We start from the raw sequence: 13,905 nt of genomic DNA, 5'->3' as shown, positions 1-13,905 counted from the left end.
TACTAAAAAAGATATTTTTAATCCATAATATAGTGGTTTAAAACAAAAGCGCATAGTTTTTTCTGCCTCGAATGTACCTGCTTATTCATGCGTTTTTAAGAATCGGAGCTGGACATGGACATGTATGTATTAGAATTAATGACTGCCAAAGTTAATAATTTCTTGCTATCCAAGCAAAAGCTGATGTCAAATTTCTGACATCAGCCGCTTTTTCACTTACAATCTTACGCTTCGTCTTCTTCGTCCGCCAGTGTGTTCAGCATTTCTTCCACTAATTCCCATTCTTCATCTGATTCAATTGGAAAAAGCGTAAAATCTTCGTTGTCCTGTTCCTCGAAACGGAATGCATAAACTTCGACTTCTTCCTCTTCAGCCTGTTCTGCTGGCACTACTGCAATGTAAGATTGTTCCGTCTCGTCAACATCAAATGTAAACAAGACTTCGAATAAATGCTCATCGCCATTTTCGTCGGGAATGATAATTCTTTCTTTTTCTTCCATAGCCATTTGACCACTCCTTTATCTCTGATTTAAATACCCTTGAAGTATCATTACCGCTGCCATTTTATCGATAACTTTTTTTCTTTTCTTTCTGCTCATATCTGCCTCCAGCAATACGCGTTCGGCAGCAATGGTAGAAAGCCTTTCATCCCATAATGCTGTCGGAATTCCATGAATCTCTTCTATATGCCGGGCATATCTTTGAGAAGCTTCTCCACGCTCGCCTATGGTGCCATTCATATTTTTCGGCAGGCCGACAATAGCTTTACCAATTTCATGCTCTTTTATAATCTTTTTTAATTCATCATCGGCGGAATAAATATTGTTTTCATCCCAGCTGATTGTGGTTAATCCTTGTGCAGTCCATCCAAATGCATCACTAACCGCAATACCGATCGTTTTGGATCCGACATCCAGTCCAATTAATTTCATTTACTCTCCCTGTTCTGTTCCAGATAGAATTTAACAAGTTCTTCAATAACTTCGTCCCGTTCCACTTTCCGGATTAGATTTCTGGCGTCATTGTATCTCGGAATATACGCCGGGTCACCTGATAATAAATAACCCACAATCTGATTGATAGGATTATATCCTTTCTCATTCAAAGATCCATGAACTTTCAAAAGAATATCTTTTATATCCTGATCAAATGGCTCTTCAGAAAAATTGAATTTCATCGTTTTATCAATTGAACTCATCGTGACACCTCGTTCCAAGTTTGCCTTCTAAACATCATTCTAACATGTTTATTGGTATTATTATACTTTTTTACTTTTTTTGATTCAAACTGTATCGTTATTTGACGTTCTCGGTGATATATTGTCTGGCTGAGACAAGTGCCTCTTCAATTTTGGCAGGATCCTTACCGCCGGCCTGAGCCATATCCGGACGGCCACCGCCACCACCACCGCACACCGTTGCAGCTTGCTTAATAAGATTTCCCGCATGTAATCCTCTTTCGATTAAATCTTTGGAAACTCCAGCAGCCAATTGGACTTTTCCATTATTTTCTGCAGCAAGCAGTATGACACCGGAAGTTAATTTTTGTTTTAACCCATCAAGCATGTTTCGAAGCTGATTCATATCTTTCACATTAACCTTTTGAGCGAGTAATGGAATTCCTTGTACAGTTTTAACCTGATCCAGAATCGATAAAGCCTCAAGATTTGATAACTTGGCACTTAACGATTCATTTTCCTTCTGAGCCGCCTTCAATTCATGCTGTAAGCTTTCGATTCTCTCAGGCAACTGTTCTTCATTTGATTTTACTAATTCCGCTGAGTCTGCCAATAAGGCGAGTTTATGATTCAGAAATTCATAGGCATGTTTGCTCGTTACAGCTTCAATTCTTCTGGTGCCGGCACCAATTCCACTTTCGGTGATGATTTTGAATAATCCTATCTCTGACGTGTTTGTAACATGGCAGCCTCCACATAACTCAAGGCTGTACCCACCAATCTGTACGACGCGAACGACATCCCCATATTTTTCGCCGAACAATGCCATTGCACCCATCTCTTTAGCTTCATCAAGTTTCTTATTATCAATGGCTACTGAAATAGATTCCCAAATTTTTTCATTTACAATTTGTTCTATCTGCTTCAATTCATCACTGGAAACTCCACTAAAATGAGAAAAATCAAATCGCAATCTTTCGGGTGTAACTAATGAGCCGGCTTGATTTACATGCTTTCCGAGCACATCCTTCAGTGCTTGATGAAGGAGATGTGTAGCTGTATGATTTTTTACTACAGATGTTCTAAAGCGCGAATCAACAATCGCCTTCACCTTGTCGCCTGTACGGATTTCGCCGTCCTTTAATTGAACGCGATGAATGTTTTGCCCTTTCGGCGATTTCTGCACATCCAGGACGTATGCGGAAGCAGTATCTGTATATATCCAACCATGATCAGCAACCTGGCCGCCACTTTCCGCATAAAAAGGAGTTTTTTCCAAAAACAGGAAAACTTCATCATCTTTTGCGGCTGTTTCGATAACGTCCTTACCTCCTATGATTGTTTCTACTGTTGTTTCCACTTCCATGTGGCTGTAGCCGATAAACTCGCTGTCCACATTGATTTCACTGAGGATCGTATCCTGTACTTGCATGGAATCAACCTTTTGTCTTGCGCTTCTGGCACGTTCGCGTTGTTTAGCCATTTCACGTTGATAGCCCTCTTTATCGACTGTGAATCCTTGTTGCTCTACGTATTCCTCTGTCAGTTCTTTTGGGAACCCGTACGTATCATAGAGGCGAAAAACTTCTTCTCCCGGAAACACAGAATTTCCTGCTGCTTTTTCTCGGTCCATAATTGTTGTCAGAATTTCAAGTCCTTCATTCAGCGTTTCATGAAAACGTTCCTCTTCAACCTTTATGATGTTTACAATGAATTCACGCTGTTCCAGTACTTGGGGGTAGAAATCTTTCATGATTTCTCCGACTGTTCCGACTAGACTAAACAGAAATGGTTTTTCAATCCCAATCTCTTTAGCGAATCGTACAGCTCTCCGCACAAGTCTGCGCAATACGTACCCCCTTCCTTCATTTGAAGGGACAGCTCCATCTCCAATTGCAAAGCTTACTGTTCGGATATGGTCTGCGATGACTTTAAAAGCTGTGTCACTTGCACGATCTTTCCCATAGACGGTATCGGCTATTTCTTCGGTTTTACGAATTATCGGCATAAACAAATCCGTCTCAAAATTTGTAGGGACTTCCTGTATGATCGAAGTCAGTCGTTCAAGGCCCATTCCTGTATCGATGTTTTTCTTTGGAAGTGGAGTATACGTATCATCCGGATTGTGATTAAACTGTGAAAAAACGAGATTCCAAACTTCCAGATAGCGATTGTTTTCCCCACCAGGATAAAGTTCAGGATCACTCGGATCGTTGCCGTATTCCGGCCCCCGGTCGTAAAATATCTCTGTATTCGGCCCACTTGGACCTTCCCCGATATCCCAGAAATTCTCTTCAAGGCGAATGATTCGTTCCTTCGGCAATTTAATATCGTTCAACCAGATGTCATATGCTTCATCATCTTCCGGGTGAACGGTCACTGAGAGCAGTTCCTTATCAAAGCCGATCCATTTGTCACTCGTCAGAAATTCCCATGCTAAATCAATTGCTTCCTTTTTGAAATAATCGCCGATGGAAAAGTTTCCGAGCATTTCGAAAAAAGTATGGTGGCGTGCTGTAAAGCCGACGTTTTCGATATCGTTTGTACGGATTGACTTTTGTGCATTCACTATCCTTGGGTTTTCGGGTATTACACGACCATCGAAATATTTCTTTAAAGTGGCAACTCCACTATTGATCCATAGTAATGTTGGATCATCATTTGGAACAAGTGAAGCACTAGGCTCCACACGATGGCCATTTTCTTTGAAGAAGTCGATAAACATTTGTCTGATTTCAGCTGAACTTAATTGCTTCATGTAAATTCCTCCATTAAAATGTATTATGTTAGTTAAAAAACCAGGCATTCTTAAACCTTGGGCGAATGTCTTCGCTGCACGAATACGGACAACAAGGCTATACTTTCTTGTTGCAGAAAATAAAAAAAATCCCCTCTCTGCATTCCTGCAGGGACGAGATATTTTCGCGGTACCACCCTAATTATGAATGAAATTCATCCATCACTTGATCATTTTAACGGTATGAGACCGACGGGAATTAACCGTACTCAGGTTTAGCTTTCCATGATCCTGCGTTTAGAATTTCTCTCAGCCAAGGAAATTCTTCTCTTTAAACCGGTCAATCATGTACTTATAACCATCTTCGTGTTGAATTTATTATGTTAGCGATATTATATGAAACTTTGCCACCGATGTCAATTATATGTACGCAGGAGAAGCAGCTGTCCTACAATTACTCTTAGTATGGTAAGAACCGGAACTGCCAGCATCATTCCCCACACTCCAAATAATTGACCTCCCAGTAATAATACAAAAATAATGGCAACGGGGTGAATTTTGATGCTTCTGCCCATGATATAGGGAGAAAGCAGATTTCCTTCAATGATCTGTATGGCAAAAATTGCAACAATGACGAAGAAAACCTTATTTCCTGCAGTAGTATAGGAAATCGTCACTGCAGGAATCGCACCAATGATCGGACCAAAATAGGGAATGATATTCGTTATTCCCATAACAAGAGCCAGTAGCAAAGCATATCTGATTTGAAGCAGTTTAAACATAATCAGGGCAGTCAGGCCGACGAACAAGCTTACAATTAACTGCCCGCGTATGTAGCCACCTAAACCCTTGTCTATTTCAGTCATCAGATTGCTTACATTGTCCCTGTATTTATGCGGTATAAATCGCGTGAAAAATTTGCTGATTTCCCCGTAATCCTTAATAAAATAAAAGACAAGAACTGGGATGACAGTGATAAGGATAATCGTATCCACGATTTTGGAAAACCCGCCCACAAGCTTGTTCAGCAGCCCTTCAAGAGAACTTTCCACAGCTACGATCAGATCATCAATTTTTTCATGGACTGCTTCAGGCAAAAAGGATGTATAGTTATAAATTTGATAAATCAAGTTTTCATACATTGCTATAAATTCCGGAAGATTATCATTTAAATCCTCTAGCTGATGCACAATTGCAGGATAGCCCCTATATATCAAATAGCCTGTACCTCCAAAGAAAATAAGATAGATAAACAGGATTGCTAAACTTCTAGGTATATTCATACGATGCAGTTTTTCAACCAAGGGATGCAGCAAATAAGCAATCAGAGCGGAAATGATAAAAGGAACAAGCAAAGTTAATAGAAACGAAAAAAAAGCCCCGTAAAAAGGCATCGTCTTCACGAGCAGATAAGAGAATATAAACAAGACAATACCGATAAGCAACCAATACAACAAATTATACCGCTTTTTATCTTCAAACATAAAAGACACTCCTCAGCTATTTAGGATTTCTTTGTCCAGACTGGGAGCACTTTATGGAAGTTGTCTTTGTTCTTTTGTAAATAGATCATCCAATGAACTCAGACTGCCGTCAGATTCGATCTGATGAACCATTAATTCATTGCCGGATACTGTCATTTCAATACAGCAGGTCCAGCAAAAATAATCCTGTGTACCTATTTTACCTATATCTTTTCCGTTACAATTCGGACAGCGCAGCATATTTAATACCCCTTTTCGAATAATACGCTACTATACTTGCCCGATTTGAAACGTTTTATACATCGTCACTTACATAAAATCGTAAGGAGAAATTTCTCCAGCTTCAGTTTCTTTCATTTCCGGTACAGATACATCCTTAAGTCTTTCAGTTAACTGTTCCTTTAATGAAGTATACCGTTTATTCGTATCCATCGTCTGTATGCCACGCAGGAATGCCTGCTGTTCCCCGCAGATGATTAGCGACTCCTTGCTTCTCGTGATTGCCGTGTATAATAGATTTTTACGCAGCATGCGATTGTAGGCTGAAACTACCGGCAAAATAACAATCGGAAATTCGCTTCCTTGTGATTTGTGAATGGAGATGCAATAGGCATGGGTAAAGTTCACATAATCTTGTCTTACATAAACGACCTCTCTGTCCTCATACGTAATCACGATCTGTTCCACGTTTTCCTTATTTTCGTCCTCTTTGAAGATTGCTGCGATTTCACCGATATCACCATTATAGACCCCGTGTTCGGGCTGGTTTACGAGTTGAATCACTTTATCACCGACACGATAGATAACATCATTAAAGGTAACTTCCCTCTTTCGATTCACTTTTGGGTTGACCAGCTGTTGCAATTCTTTATTGATCATCGTTATCCCTGCCTGTGTTCGATACATCGGAGCTAGTACCTGAATATCCCGAACATCAAGACCCTTATCCTGAGCCTTTTTAAAAATCGAAGCAATTACTTGCAGGATGTGGTGCTCATTGCAGGAAATGAAACTGAAATCCTTATCATTCTGAAGCGATTGTTCCGAACAAGCGTCATTTTTAATTTCATGTGCAAGCTGAATGATTTTTGAACCTTCCTTTTGTCGATATACTTCGTTCAAACTCACTAGCGGCATTAAATCACTTTTGAGCAGGTCTGACAGAACCTGTCCAGGACCGACTGATGGGAGCTGATCCTCATCACCAACGAGCAGAACCTGCATGTCGTCAGGAATTGCTTTAAAAAGACTGTTCGCCAGCCATATGTCTACCATTGAAAATTCATCCACAATCAAGAATTTTCCTGAAAGCTGTTCCTGCTCATCTTTGTCAAAACTGCTTCCATTCCAGCCTAGCAGCCGATGTATCGTCAATGCTGGGAGCCCTGTTGATTCGTTCAAGCGCTTGGCAGCACGACCTGTTGGTGCAGTAAGAATGAAAGGATACACTTGCTTTTTTTCATAGTCTTTCGGGTCTAGAGATAATTGATGGATTGCAGCATATGCTTTGATTATTCCTTTTATTACTGTCGTTTTGCCTGTACCCGGCCCACCAGTCAAAATCATGATTTTGGAATGCAGTGACTGATTAATTGCTGAAAACTGTTCCTTCCCATAACTCAGAACTTCCGACTCTTCAATTTCACCGATAATCTTTAGCATTTCCGCCAAGGAAGTTTCTTCTTCAATTGGTTTACTGATAATACGCTTCAGGTTGGAAGCAAAACCATCCTCCGCATAATAAAGTGATGGCAGATACACATTGCCTTCATGAATGATCACTTTCTTTTCCGTGTTCATTTCCTCAAGTCTATCGGTGATAATGGAAGTTTCTGCTGGATGCACTGCAAGAAGCTCCCTTACCTGATCCGAACAAAGGTCAATTGGCAAATAGACATGTCCATCCTGGATACTCTTTTGAAGGACGTAAATGCATCCTGCTCCTATCCGGTTTGGGTGTGTCAATGGAAGTCCTTTTTGTCTGGCAATCTCATCTGCAGTCCGAAATCCGAACCCTTCTATATCAAAAACATATTGATATGGGTCTCTATCAAGAATGTTCATCGCATCTTCTTTATATATTTGGTATACTTTCTGTGCCATTTTCAAGCCGATCCCATATTTGGATAAATGGACAGCTACATGTTCAAAGCCCTGATTTTCTTTAAGGCTCGTTGCCAATCTCTCAGCAGTTTCCTTTTTCAGGCCAGGTATATCATTTAATACGCTCGAATCATTCAGAATTTTGGAGATGGCGGTTTCTCCCAGATGACCGATGATTCGTTCCGCCGTTTTTTCACCAATCCCATAGAAAAGATCACTCGATAAGTAAGCTGCGAGTCCCTCTTTCGTATCCGGAATGATGGTTTTATAGGAAGATACTTTATACTGCAGCCCAAATCGGACATGTCTCTCAAATTCACCATAAAAATAGTAGGTTGTCTGTTCCTGGAGGTTGGAGAAATATCCTTTGGCAACAATCTCTTTTTCTTTAAATTCTTCATTTGTGTCCTGCACGCTGATCTTCACGATTGAAAAATGTTCTGCTTCATTATGAAAGATCGTATTCACTATTTTCCCTTTAATATAACCTTGTTCTTCATTTGATTGTTGTTGTTCATATTCCATTTCAGACAACCCCACTATCCTATGCCTAATTTTCTTTTAATAGTTCCTCTACATTTTTCTTGCCATTGGCAGCCAGTAAATGATCCGGCTGAATACGCAGTGCATGTTCAAAGTGATTTAAAGCCTTATCGGCATCTTCCTTGAATAAAGACAACACACCGAGATTATAATGGGCATCACTATGTTCGTCATTCATTTCAAGCACTCGCAGAAAGACATTCTCAGCATCCTTCAAGCTGTCGCTCTGTGCCAGGGAAAGACCATATTGAAACAGTATTTCTTCATCGTTCGGGGCCAATTCGGTCGCCCTTAACAGATACGGCAATGAAAATTTGAATTGTTCCTGATTCTGTAATGTCAGACCGAGCATAAAATAGACATCACTTTCTTCAAGACCAAGTTCAATCGCCTTTTGAAAATTTAACTGTGCATTTCCGTAATCATTATGTTCGAAAAACAGATTGCCCAAGCCGTAATATGCTGTCGCCGCTTTGGAATCCAATTCAATTGCTTTTTCAAAAAAACGGGCTGCCCGTTCATTTTCATTTAATTGCACGAGAAGATTGCCAAAATTGATGTAGCCCAATGGTTCATCTGGCTGCTCCTCAATGACTTCATTAAATAATCTTGCTGCTTCCTCGTAGTTTTGCTCTCTCATCTGATTTATTGCCTCTGTATTTTTATTCATGTGCTTAACTCCTTAGCCAACATAATCGAGTGCTTGATCATCTTTTATAATTTCGTCGATCGTTCCACCGCCAAGGCAGACCTCACCATTATAGAATACCACTGCCTGTCCTGGTGTTATAGCACGTTCTCTTTCAGCAAATTGCACGAACACTTTTCCGTCCTTTCGAAGGTGAACGGTTACACTGCTGTCTTTTTGACGGTAACGGAATTTGGCTGTACATGTAAACGTCTCCGCAATCACATCTTCATTGATCCAGTTTATATCGGTTGCAACTAATGCATCAGAATACAATTTTTCATTACTGAACCCCTGTTCCACATACAGAATATTCTCCTGAAGGTTTTTCCCTACAACAAACCACGGGTCACCTGAACCTCCTATACCAAGACCTTGCCGCTGGCCAATCGTATAATACATTAACCCATCATGATTGCCTATAGTCACACCGTCCAATGTTTGCATTTCGCCGGGCTGTGCTGGAAGGTATTCACTCAGAAATTCTTTGAAATTACGTTCTCCGATAAAGCAGATTCCGGTCGAATCTTTTTTCTCGGCCGTTACCAAACCGCGCTCTTTGGCGATTTTACGCACCTCGGTTTTTGGCAAATGACCGAGAGGAAACATGACCTGTTTCAGAACGTCTGCTGAAAGCTGATTGAGGAAGTATGTCTGATCTTTATTGTCATCTGCCCCCCGCAGCATTTCAACTCGCCCTTCTTCTTCCCTTACTTGGGCATAATGGCCGGTTGCAAGGTAATCTGCACCAAGGGACATCGCATGATCAAGAAATGCTTTAAATTTTATCTCCTTATTGCACATAACATCTGGGTTTGGAGTGCGACCGGCTTTATATTCATCCAGAAAATAGGTGAAAACCTTATCCCAATATTGTTTTTCGAAATTGACAGAGTAGTAAGGGATATCCAGCTGGTTGCAGACCCGTATGACATCATCAAAGTCCTCTGTCGCTGTACAGACACCAAATTCATCTGTATCATCCCAGTTTTTCATAAAAATGCCGACCACATCATAGCCCTGTTCTTTAAGGAGCAATGCAGCCACTGAGGAATCAACACCACCGCTCATTCCCACTACTACGCGTATATCTTTATTGCTTTTCATATCATTCATTCCCTTATTTTGTTAATCGTTTTACAATTTTCGCTACCCGACCAGCTGCTTCCTTAACGTTTTCCTCTGTATTAAAAATCCCAAAACTGAAACGAATCGAATTTGTTGTACATGGATGGTTCTCTCCATATATCGCCGTTAATACATGGGAAGGTTCCACACTTCCTGCAGTACAGGCGCTTCCGCTGGAGGCTGCGATTCCGTCCAAATCAAAGTTTGTCAGCAATGTTTCCACGTTTGCCCCAGGAAAACTGATATTGACGATGGAGGAGATGGCAGAATTCATATCGCCATTAATCTCAAAGCTGATTCCATTTTCCCTTAATACGTCAATAAAAATTTCTTTGTACCTTCCATATTGCATCTTTCTTTTTTCTTTATTTTCGATTGCCAGTTCAATTGCTTTTTTAAACCCTGCCGCCCCCGCAATATTTTCTGTTCCCGGACGGCGTTTTCTTTCCTGTTCTCCACCGAATTGCAAAGCATTGATTTTTACATTTTCATTTACATATAAAAATCCAATCCCTTTAGGTCCGTTTATTTTATGTGAAGACACAGTCAACAGATCGATTTTTAAGTCCTTAACATTTATATCAAGGAGACCGTATGCCTGTACTGCATCTGTATGAAAATATGCCTGATGGTTTTCTAGAAGTTCCCCGATTTCCCTGATTGGCTGGATAATTCCCGTTTCATTGTTTACATACATGATCGAGACGAGAATCGTATCATCAGTCAATGCCATCTCAAGATCTTCCAGTGAAATCTTCCCATTTTTATATATTGGGAGGTAGGTTACCTTAAAACCCTGTTTTTCCAGGGCTTCTGCTGTATGGAGAGCAGCATGGTGCTCCTGTGCAGTTGTAATGATGTGATTGCCTTTATCACGGTTTGCCAATGCCGTACCCATTAATGCAAGGTTGTCAGCTTCCGTTCCACCGCTGGTAACAATAATTTCCTTTTCGTCTGCATGAATGCTTCCCGCCATCACACGCCGTGCTTCATCAAGTATCTGACGAGCCTTTCTCCCAAACGAATGGACACTGGAAGGATTTCCGAAAACATCATTATAGACAGGAAGCATTTCCTGTATAACTTCCTCCGCCATAGGTGTGGTAGCAGCATGATCCATATAAATTTGTTTCATAGTAACTTTCCTTCCCTTTACAAGTCAATATTAGATATAAAACATGTAAGCATCCTGTGGCTCATCATTTTCGTGATTAGCCAGATCGTCCAATGTCGTCCTATCCAAAACTCCCTTAACCGCATCCCGAATTTGCAGCCATAATGATTGTTGAGCTGGCTGTTCATCTTCAATGCCTTCTACAATAGTAAGCGGACCTTCGAGAACGCGGATTACATCACCTGCCGTTATTTCTTTAGGTTCTTTTGCTAAAATATAACCCCCATAGGCGCCACGTATGCTTTTGATTAAACCCGCATTACGGAGTGGTGAAGCAAGCTGTTCCAAATAATGCTCTGACAAGTTATTTTCTTTTGCGATTGATTTCAAGGATACAGGTCCTTCTCCGCTTTTCTTTGCCAAATCAATCATAATTGTTAAACCATATCTACCCTTTGTGGAAATTTTCATCTATTTTGCACCTCAAAACCGTTTTTTCGTCCATTGTTCCATTTTACATGCTATTATAGCATGAATAGTATACCCCTTGCATTTAAGCTGAATCAGGATTAAGCTTTTAAATGTATAATTATATATAAAGGACGATTAAAATGAAACAAAAACCACTTGCATTTCGTATGAGACCAGAACATATAGAAGACATCATCGGCCAGGAGCATCTGGTCGGTGAGGGTAAGATCATTAATCGAATGGTGCAGGCGAAAAGATTGGCATCCATGATTCTTTTTGGTCCACCGGGAACAGGTAAAACTTCCATGGCTTATGCTCTGGCCAAGAGCGTGGGCTTACCGGTGAAAATGCTGAATGCGGTAGCAGATAAGAAGAAGGATATGGAAATAGTTGTGGAAGAAGCAAAAATGATGGGACAGGTTGTTTTGATCCTTGACGAAGTTCATCGGCTGGATAAGGCAAAACAGGACTTCCTTCTCCCCCATCTGGAAAGCAACTTGATCACTTTAATCGGCTGTACAACAAGCAATCCCTATCATTCGATAAATCCTGCAATCAGAAGCAGATGTCATCTCTTTGAATTGCATGCTTTAACAGCTGAAAATGTCAGACAAGCGATTATTCGCGCGATTCACAATGAGGAACAAGGATTCGGAAACAAGCAGGTTGTCCTCTCGGATGATGCTATCGACCATTTGGCCAATTCAGCAAACGGCGATCTCCGTTCCGCTCTAAATGGGCTTGAACTTGCGGTTTCATCAACACCGGAAGACAATGAAAATCAGATACGAATAGACTTGAACACAGCCGAAGAATGTATGCAGAAAAAAAGCTTCTCCCATGATAAAAACGGTGATGCCCACTATGATGTTCTATCCGCTTTTCAAAAATCAATCCGTGGAAGTGATGTGGATGCGTCACTTCATTATTTAGGAAGATTGATTGAAGCTGGGGATTTGGATAGTATTGCACGCAGGATGATTGTCATAGCCTATGAAGATATTGGTCTTGCAAACCCGCAGGCTGGTCCTAGAGCAGTATCTGCAGTCCAGGCTGCTGAAAGACTCGGATTTCCTGAAGCAAGAATTCCATTGTCGGTAGCAATCGTTGAACTCGCCCTATCGCCCAAATCAAATACGGCATACAAAGCTCTGGACGCCGCATTGTCTGACATCAGAAATGGTAAAAGCGGGGAAATACCGCCACATCTCAAGGATTCCCATTATCAGGGTGCTTCAACGTTGGGTCGCGGCATCGATTATAAATATCCACATAATTATGAAGGTGCATGGGTTGAGCAACAGTATTTGCCGGATTCTATCAAAAACAAAAACTACTATCAGCCAAAGAACAGCGGTAAATTCGAACAGGCTTTAAAGCAAGTTTATGATAAAATCTCGAGAGATAAAAAGAATTGACGTATAAATCCTTTTTCAGGCGGCAACAATAAACATAAAAGTTACAATCTATTGCTGTGATACTAGAAAAAGGAGTTGTATATATGGTAAAAGTTAGACAGGATGCCTGGTCCCATGAAGATGATTTATTGCTTGCCGAAACAGTATTGCGCCATATTCGGGAAGGAAGTACACAACTGAACGCCTTCGATGAGGTTGGTGACAAGCTCAACAGAACATCTGCGGCCTGCGGGTTTCGCTGGAATGCGGAAGTAAGGACAAAATATGAAAGTGCGATCGATCTTGCCAAAAGGCAGCGAAAAGAGAAAAAAAGGGCGATGAGCTCCACGATGAAGAAATCAAGAGTCCCTGCAATTTCTCTATCTCCTGTACAGGAAGAAAGTAAAATGGAGGAACCAGAAGACAATTCTCTTGTCATTATGGATACACCTGTTATAAATATTGATATGGTCATTCAATTTTTAAGAGAATTGAAAAAAGACTATCATGCTTCCAATCAATCAAAATCTGCTTTGGAAGACCTTGAAAAAGAGAATTCAATGTTGCAGACAAAAGTAAAGGAACTCGAGAAGCAGCTTTCTTCCACAGAAGAACAGATGATTTCCATCCAGGAAGACTATCAGACATTCATACAGATTATGGACCGCGCAAGAAAAATGACAGTGCTTGATGACAAAGGAAGCCATGTGCCGCCAACATTTCGGATGGATAAGAACGGTAACCTTGAACAACTCGCACAAGGATCAAATTAGTTTCGCTGCTGGCTACCATAGAATCAAAAAGAGGTCATGTATACATTGTATACACGACCTCTTTTGTTATTCTATGTACTCGCTCAATCCCGATTGTGCCGTCCTATTTTAAGTTTTGATCCCGCTTGAGGCAGGTGGGTACCCTGTTTTACTGTTATTGTGTTTCCACAACGTCCAATGGACAGTGGCATACACGCACAGTAAAAACAATAACGGGTTCCCAAATATAAAATTGTTCGGTCAAAATACTTTTAATAGACGAACACATCAGGATGAAGCGATAAAGTAGT

General features: G+C 40.7%; 13 protein-coding genes, 1 other RNA gene and 1 other annotated feature. Of the genes, 2 read left to right on the top strand and 12 right to left on the bottom strand.

Going from position 1 to position 13,905, the window contains the following annotated elements:
- Positions 1-224: 224 nt before the first annotated feature.
- The 11 genes from A4245_RS08635 to cymR all read right to left on the bottom strand — a co-directional run bounded on the left by A4245_RS08635 (position 225) and on the right by cymR (position 11,445).
- Positions 225-506: a DUF1292 domain-containing protein gene (locus A4245_RS08635; protein ID WP_067727325.1), complete on the bottom strand. Its 282-nt coding sequence runs from the start codon at positions 504-506 to the stop codon at positions 225-227.
- Between the two features lie 12 nt (positions 507-518).
- Positions 519-932 (bottom strand): Holliday junction resolvase RuvX, encoded by a 414-nt coding sequence (gene ruvX / locus A4245_RS08630; protein WP_067727324.1) that lies wholly within the window; start codon positions 930-932, stop codon positions 519-521.
- Positions 929-1,198 carry an IreB family regulatory phosphoprotein gene (locus A4245_RS08625; RefSeq protein ID WP_067727323.1) on the bottom strand — a complete coding sequence of 90 codons (270 nt, stop codon included), beginning with the start codon at positions 1,196-1,198 and terminating at the stop codon, positions 929-931. The genes ruvX and A4245_RS08625 overlap by 4 nt, the downstream gene beginning before the upstream one ends.
- A gap of 97 nt (positions 1,199-1,295) precedes the next feature.
- Entirely contained in the window at positions 1,296-3,935 is a 2,640-nt protein-coding gene (gene alaS, locus A4245_RS08620; RefSeq protein ID WP_067727322.1) for an alanine--tRNA ligase, read from the bottom strand.
- Positions 3,936-4,081: 146 nt separating this feature from the next.
- Positions 4,082-4,288, bottom strand: a binding site (T-box leader).
- 42 nt (positions 4,289-4,330) lie between these two features.
- Complete coding sequence (locus tag A4245_RS08615) at positions 4,331-5,398, bottom strand: AI-2E family transporter (protein ID WP_067727321.1); 1,068 nt, start codon at positions 5,396-5,398, stop codon at positions 4,331-4,333.
- A gap of 51 nt (positions 5,399-5,449) precedes the next feature.
- Positions 5,450-5,638 (bottom strand): hypothetical protein, encoded by a 189-nt coding sequence (locus A4245_RS08610; protein ID WP_067727320.1) that lies wholly within the window; start codon positions 5,636-5,638, stop codon positions 5,450-5,452.
- 69 nt (positions 5,639-5,707) lie between these two features.
- Positions 5,708-8,026 carry an SF1B family DNA helicase RecD2 gene (recD2, locus tag A4245_RS08605; protein WP_067727319.1) on the bottom strand — a complete coding sequence of 773 codons (2,319 nt, stop codon included), beginning with the start codon at positions 8,024-8,026 and terminating at the stop codon, positions 5,708-5,710.
- A 25-nt stretch (positions 8,027-8,051) separates the two neighbouring features.
- A complete protein-coding gene (locus A4245_RS08600; RefSeq protein ID WP_067727318.1) occupies positions 8,052-8,714 on the bottom strand; it encodes a tetratricopeptide repeat protein in 663 nt (220 codons plus the stop codon).
- 12 nt (positions 8,715-8,726) lie between these two features.
- On the bottom strand, positions 8,727-9,839 hold the full coding sequence (gene mnmA / locus A4245_RS08595) for a tRNA 2-thiouridine(34) synthase MnmA (RefSeq protein ID WP_067727317.1): 1,113 nt from the start codon (positions 9,837-9,839) through the stop codon (positions 8,727-8,729).
- 13 nt (positions 9,840-9,852) lie between these two features.
- Positions 9,853-10,995, bottom strand: a complete 1,143-nt coding sequence (locus A4245_RS08590; protein ID WP_067727316.1) for a cysteine desulfurase family protein — start codon at positions 10,993-10,995, stop codon at positions 9,853-9,855.
- A gap of 30 nt (positions 10,996-11,025) precedes the next feature.
- Positions 11,026-11,445, bottom strand: coding sequence for a cysteine metabolism transcriptional regulator CymR (cymR, locus tag A4245_RS08585; protein WP_067727315.1), 420 nt, complete (start codon positions 11,443-11,445; stop codon positions 11,026-11,028).
- 140 nt (positions 11,446-11,585) lie between these two features.
- Between cymR and A4245_RS08580 the strand changes: the two genes are divergently transcribed.
- Entirely contained in the window at positions 11,586-12,863 is a 1,278-nt protein-coding gene (locus A4245_RS08580) for a replication-associated recombination protein A (RefSeq protein WP_067727314.1), read from the top strand.
- A gap of 83 nt (positions 12,864-12,946) precedes the next feature.
- Positions 12,947-13,615, top strand: a complete 669-nt coding sequence (locus tag A4245_RS08575; RefSeq protein WP_067727313.1) for an RsfA family transcriptional regulator — start codon at positions 12,947-12,949, stop codon at positions 13,613-13,615.
- An 82-nt stretch (positions 13,616-13,697) separates the two neighbouring features.
- Here A4245_RS08575 and ssrS read toward each other — a convergent pair.
- A non-coding RNA gene (ssrS, locus tag A4245_RS08570) (6S RNA) lies at positions 13,698-13,892 on the bottom strand.
- Positions 13,893-13,905 lie beyond the last annotated feature (13 nt).

The sequence above is a fragment of the Oceanobacillus damuensis genome (genome assembly GCF_001618145.1).
GTDB classification, from domain to species: Bacteria; Bacillota; Bacilli; order Bacillales; family Amphibacillaceae; genus Oceanobacillus; species Oceanobacillus damuensis.
This window is presented reverse-complemented; position numbering and strand designations above follow the sequence as displayed.

Bases quoted from the DNA above. Each gene is read 5' to 3' on its own strand.
- A4245_RS08635 (WP_067727325.1), bottom strand. From the start codon at position 506: ATGGCTATGGAAGAAAAAGAAAGAATTATCATTCCCGACGAAAATGGC.
- A4245_RS08615 (WP_067727321.1), bottom strand. From the start codon at position 5,398: ATGTTTGAAGATAAAAAGCGGTATAATTTGTTGTATTGGTTGCTTATC.
- A4245_RS08625 (WP_067727323.1), bottom strand. From the start codon at position 1,198: ATGAGTTCAATTGATAAAACGATGAAATTCAATTTTTCTGAAGAGCCA.
- A4245_RS08580 (WP_067727314.1), top strand. From the start codon at position 11,586: ATGAAACAAAAACCACTTGCATTTCGTATGAGACCAGAACATATAGAA.
- mnmA (WP_067727317.1), bottom strand. From the start codon at position 9,839: ATGAAAAGCAATAAAGATATACGCGTAGTAGTGGGAATGAGCGGTGGT.
- ruvX (WP_067727324.1), bottom strand. From the start codon at position 932: ATGAAATTAATTGGACTGGATGTCGGATCCAAAACGATCGGTATTGCG.
- A4245_RS08575 (WP_067727313.1), top strand. From the start codon at position 12,947: ATGGTAAAAGTTAGACAGGATGCCTGGTCCCATGAAGATGATTTATTG.
- cymR (WP_067727315.1), bottom strand. From the start codon at position 11,445: ATGAAAATTTCCACAAAGGGTAGATATGGTTTAACAATTATGATTGAT.
- A4245_RS08610 (WP_067727320.1), bottom strand. From the start codon at position 5,638: ATGCTGCGCTGTCCGAATTGTAACGGAAAAGATATAGGTAAAATAGGT.
- alaS (WP_067727322.1), bottom strand. From the start codon at position 3,935: ATGAAGCAATTAAGTTCAGCTGAAATCAGACAAATGTTTATCGACTTC.
- A4245_RS08600 (WP_067727318.1), bottom strand. From the start codon at position 8,714: ATGAATAAAAATACAGAGGCAATAAATCAGATGAGAGAGCAAAACTAC.
- A4245_RS08590 (WP_067727316.1), bottom strand. From the start codon at position 10,995: ATGAAACAAATTTATATGGATCATGCTGCTACCACACCTATGGCGGAG.
- recD2 (WP_067727319.1), bottom strand. From the start codon at position 8,026: ATGGAATATGAACAACAACAATCAAATGAAGAACAAGGTTATATTAAA.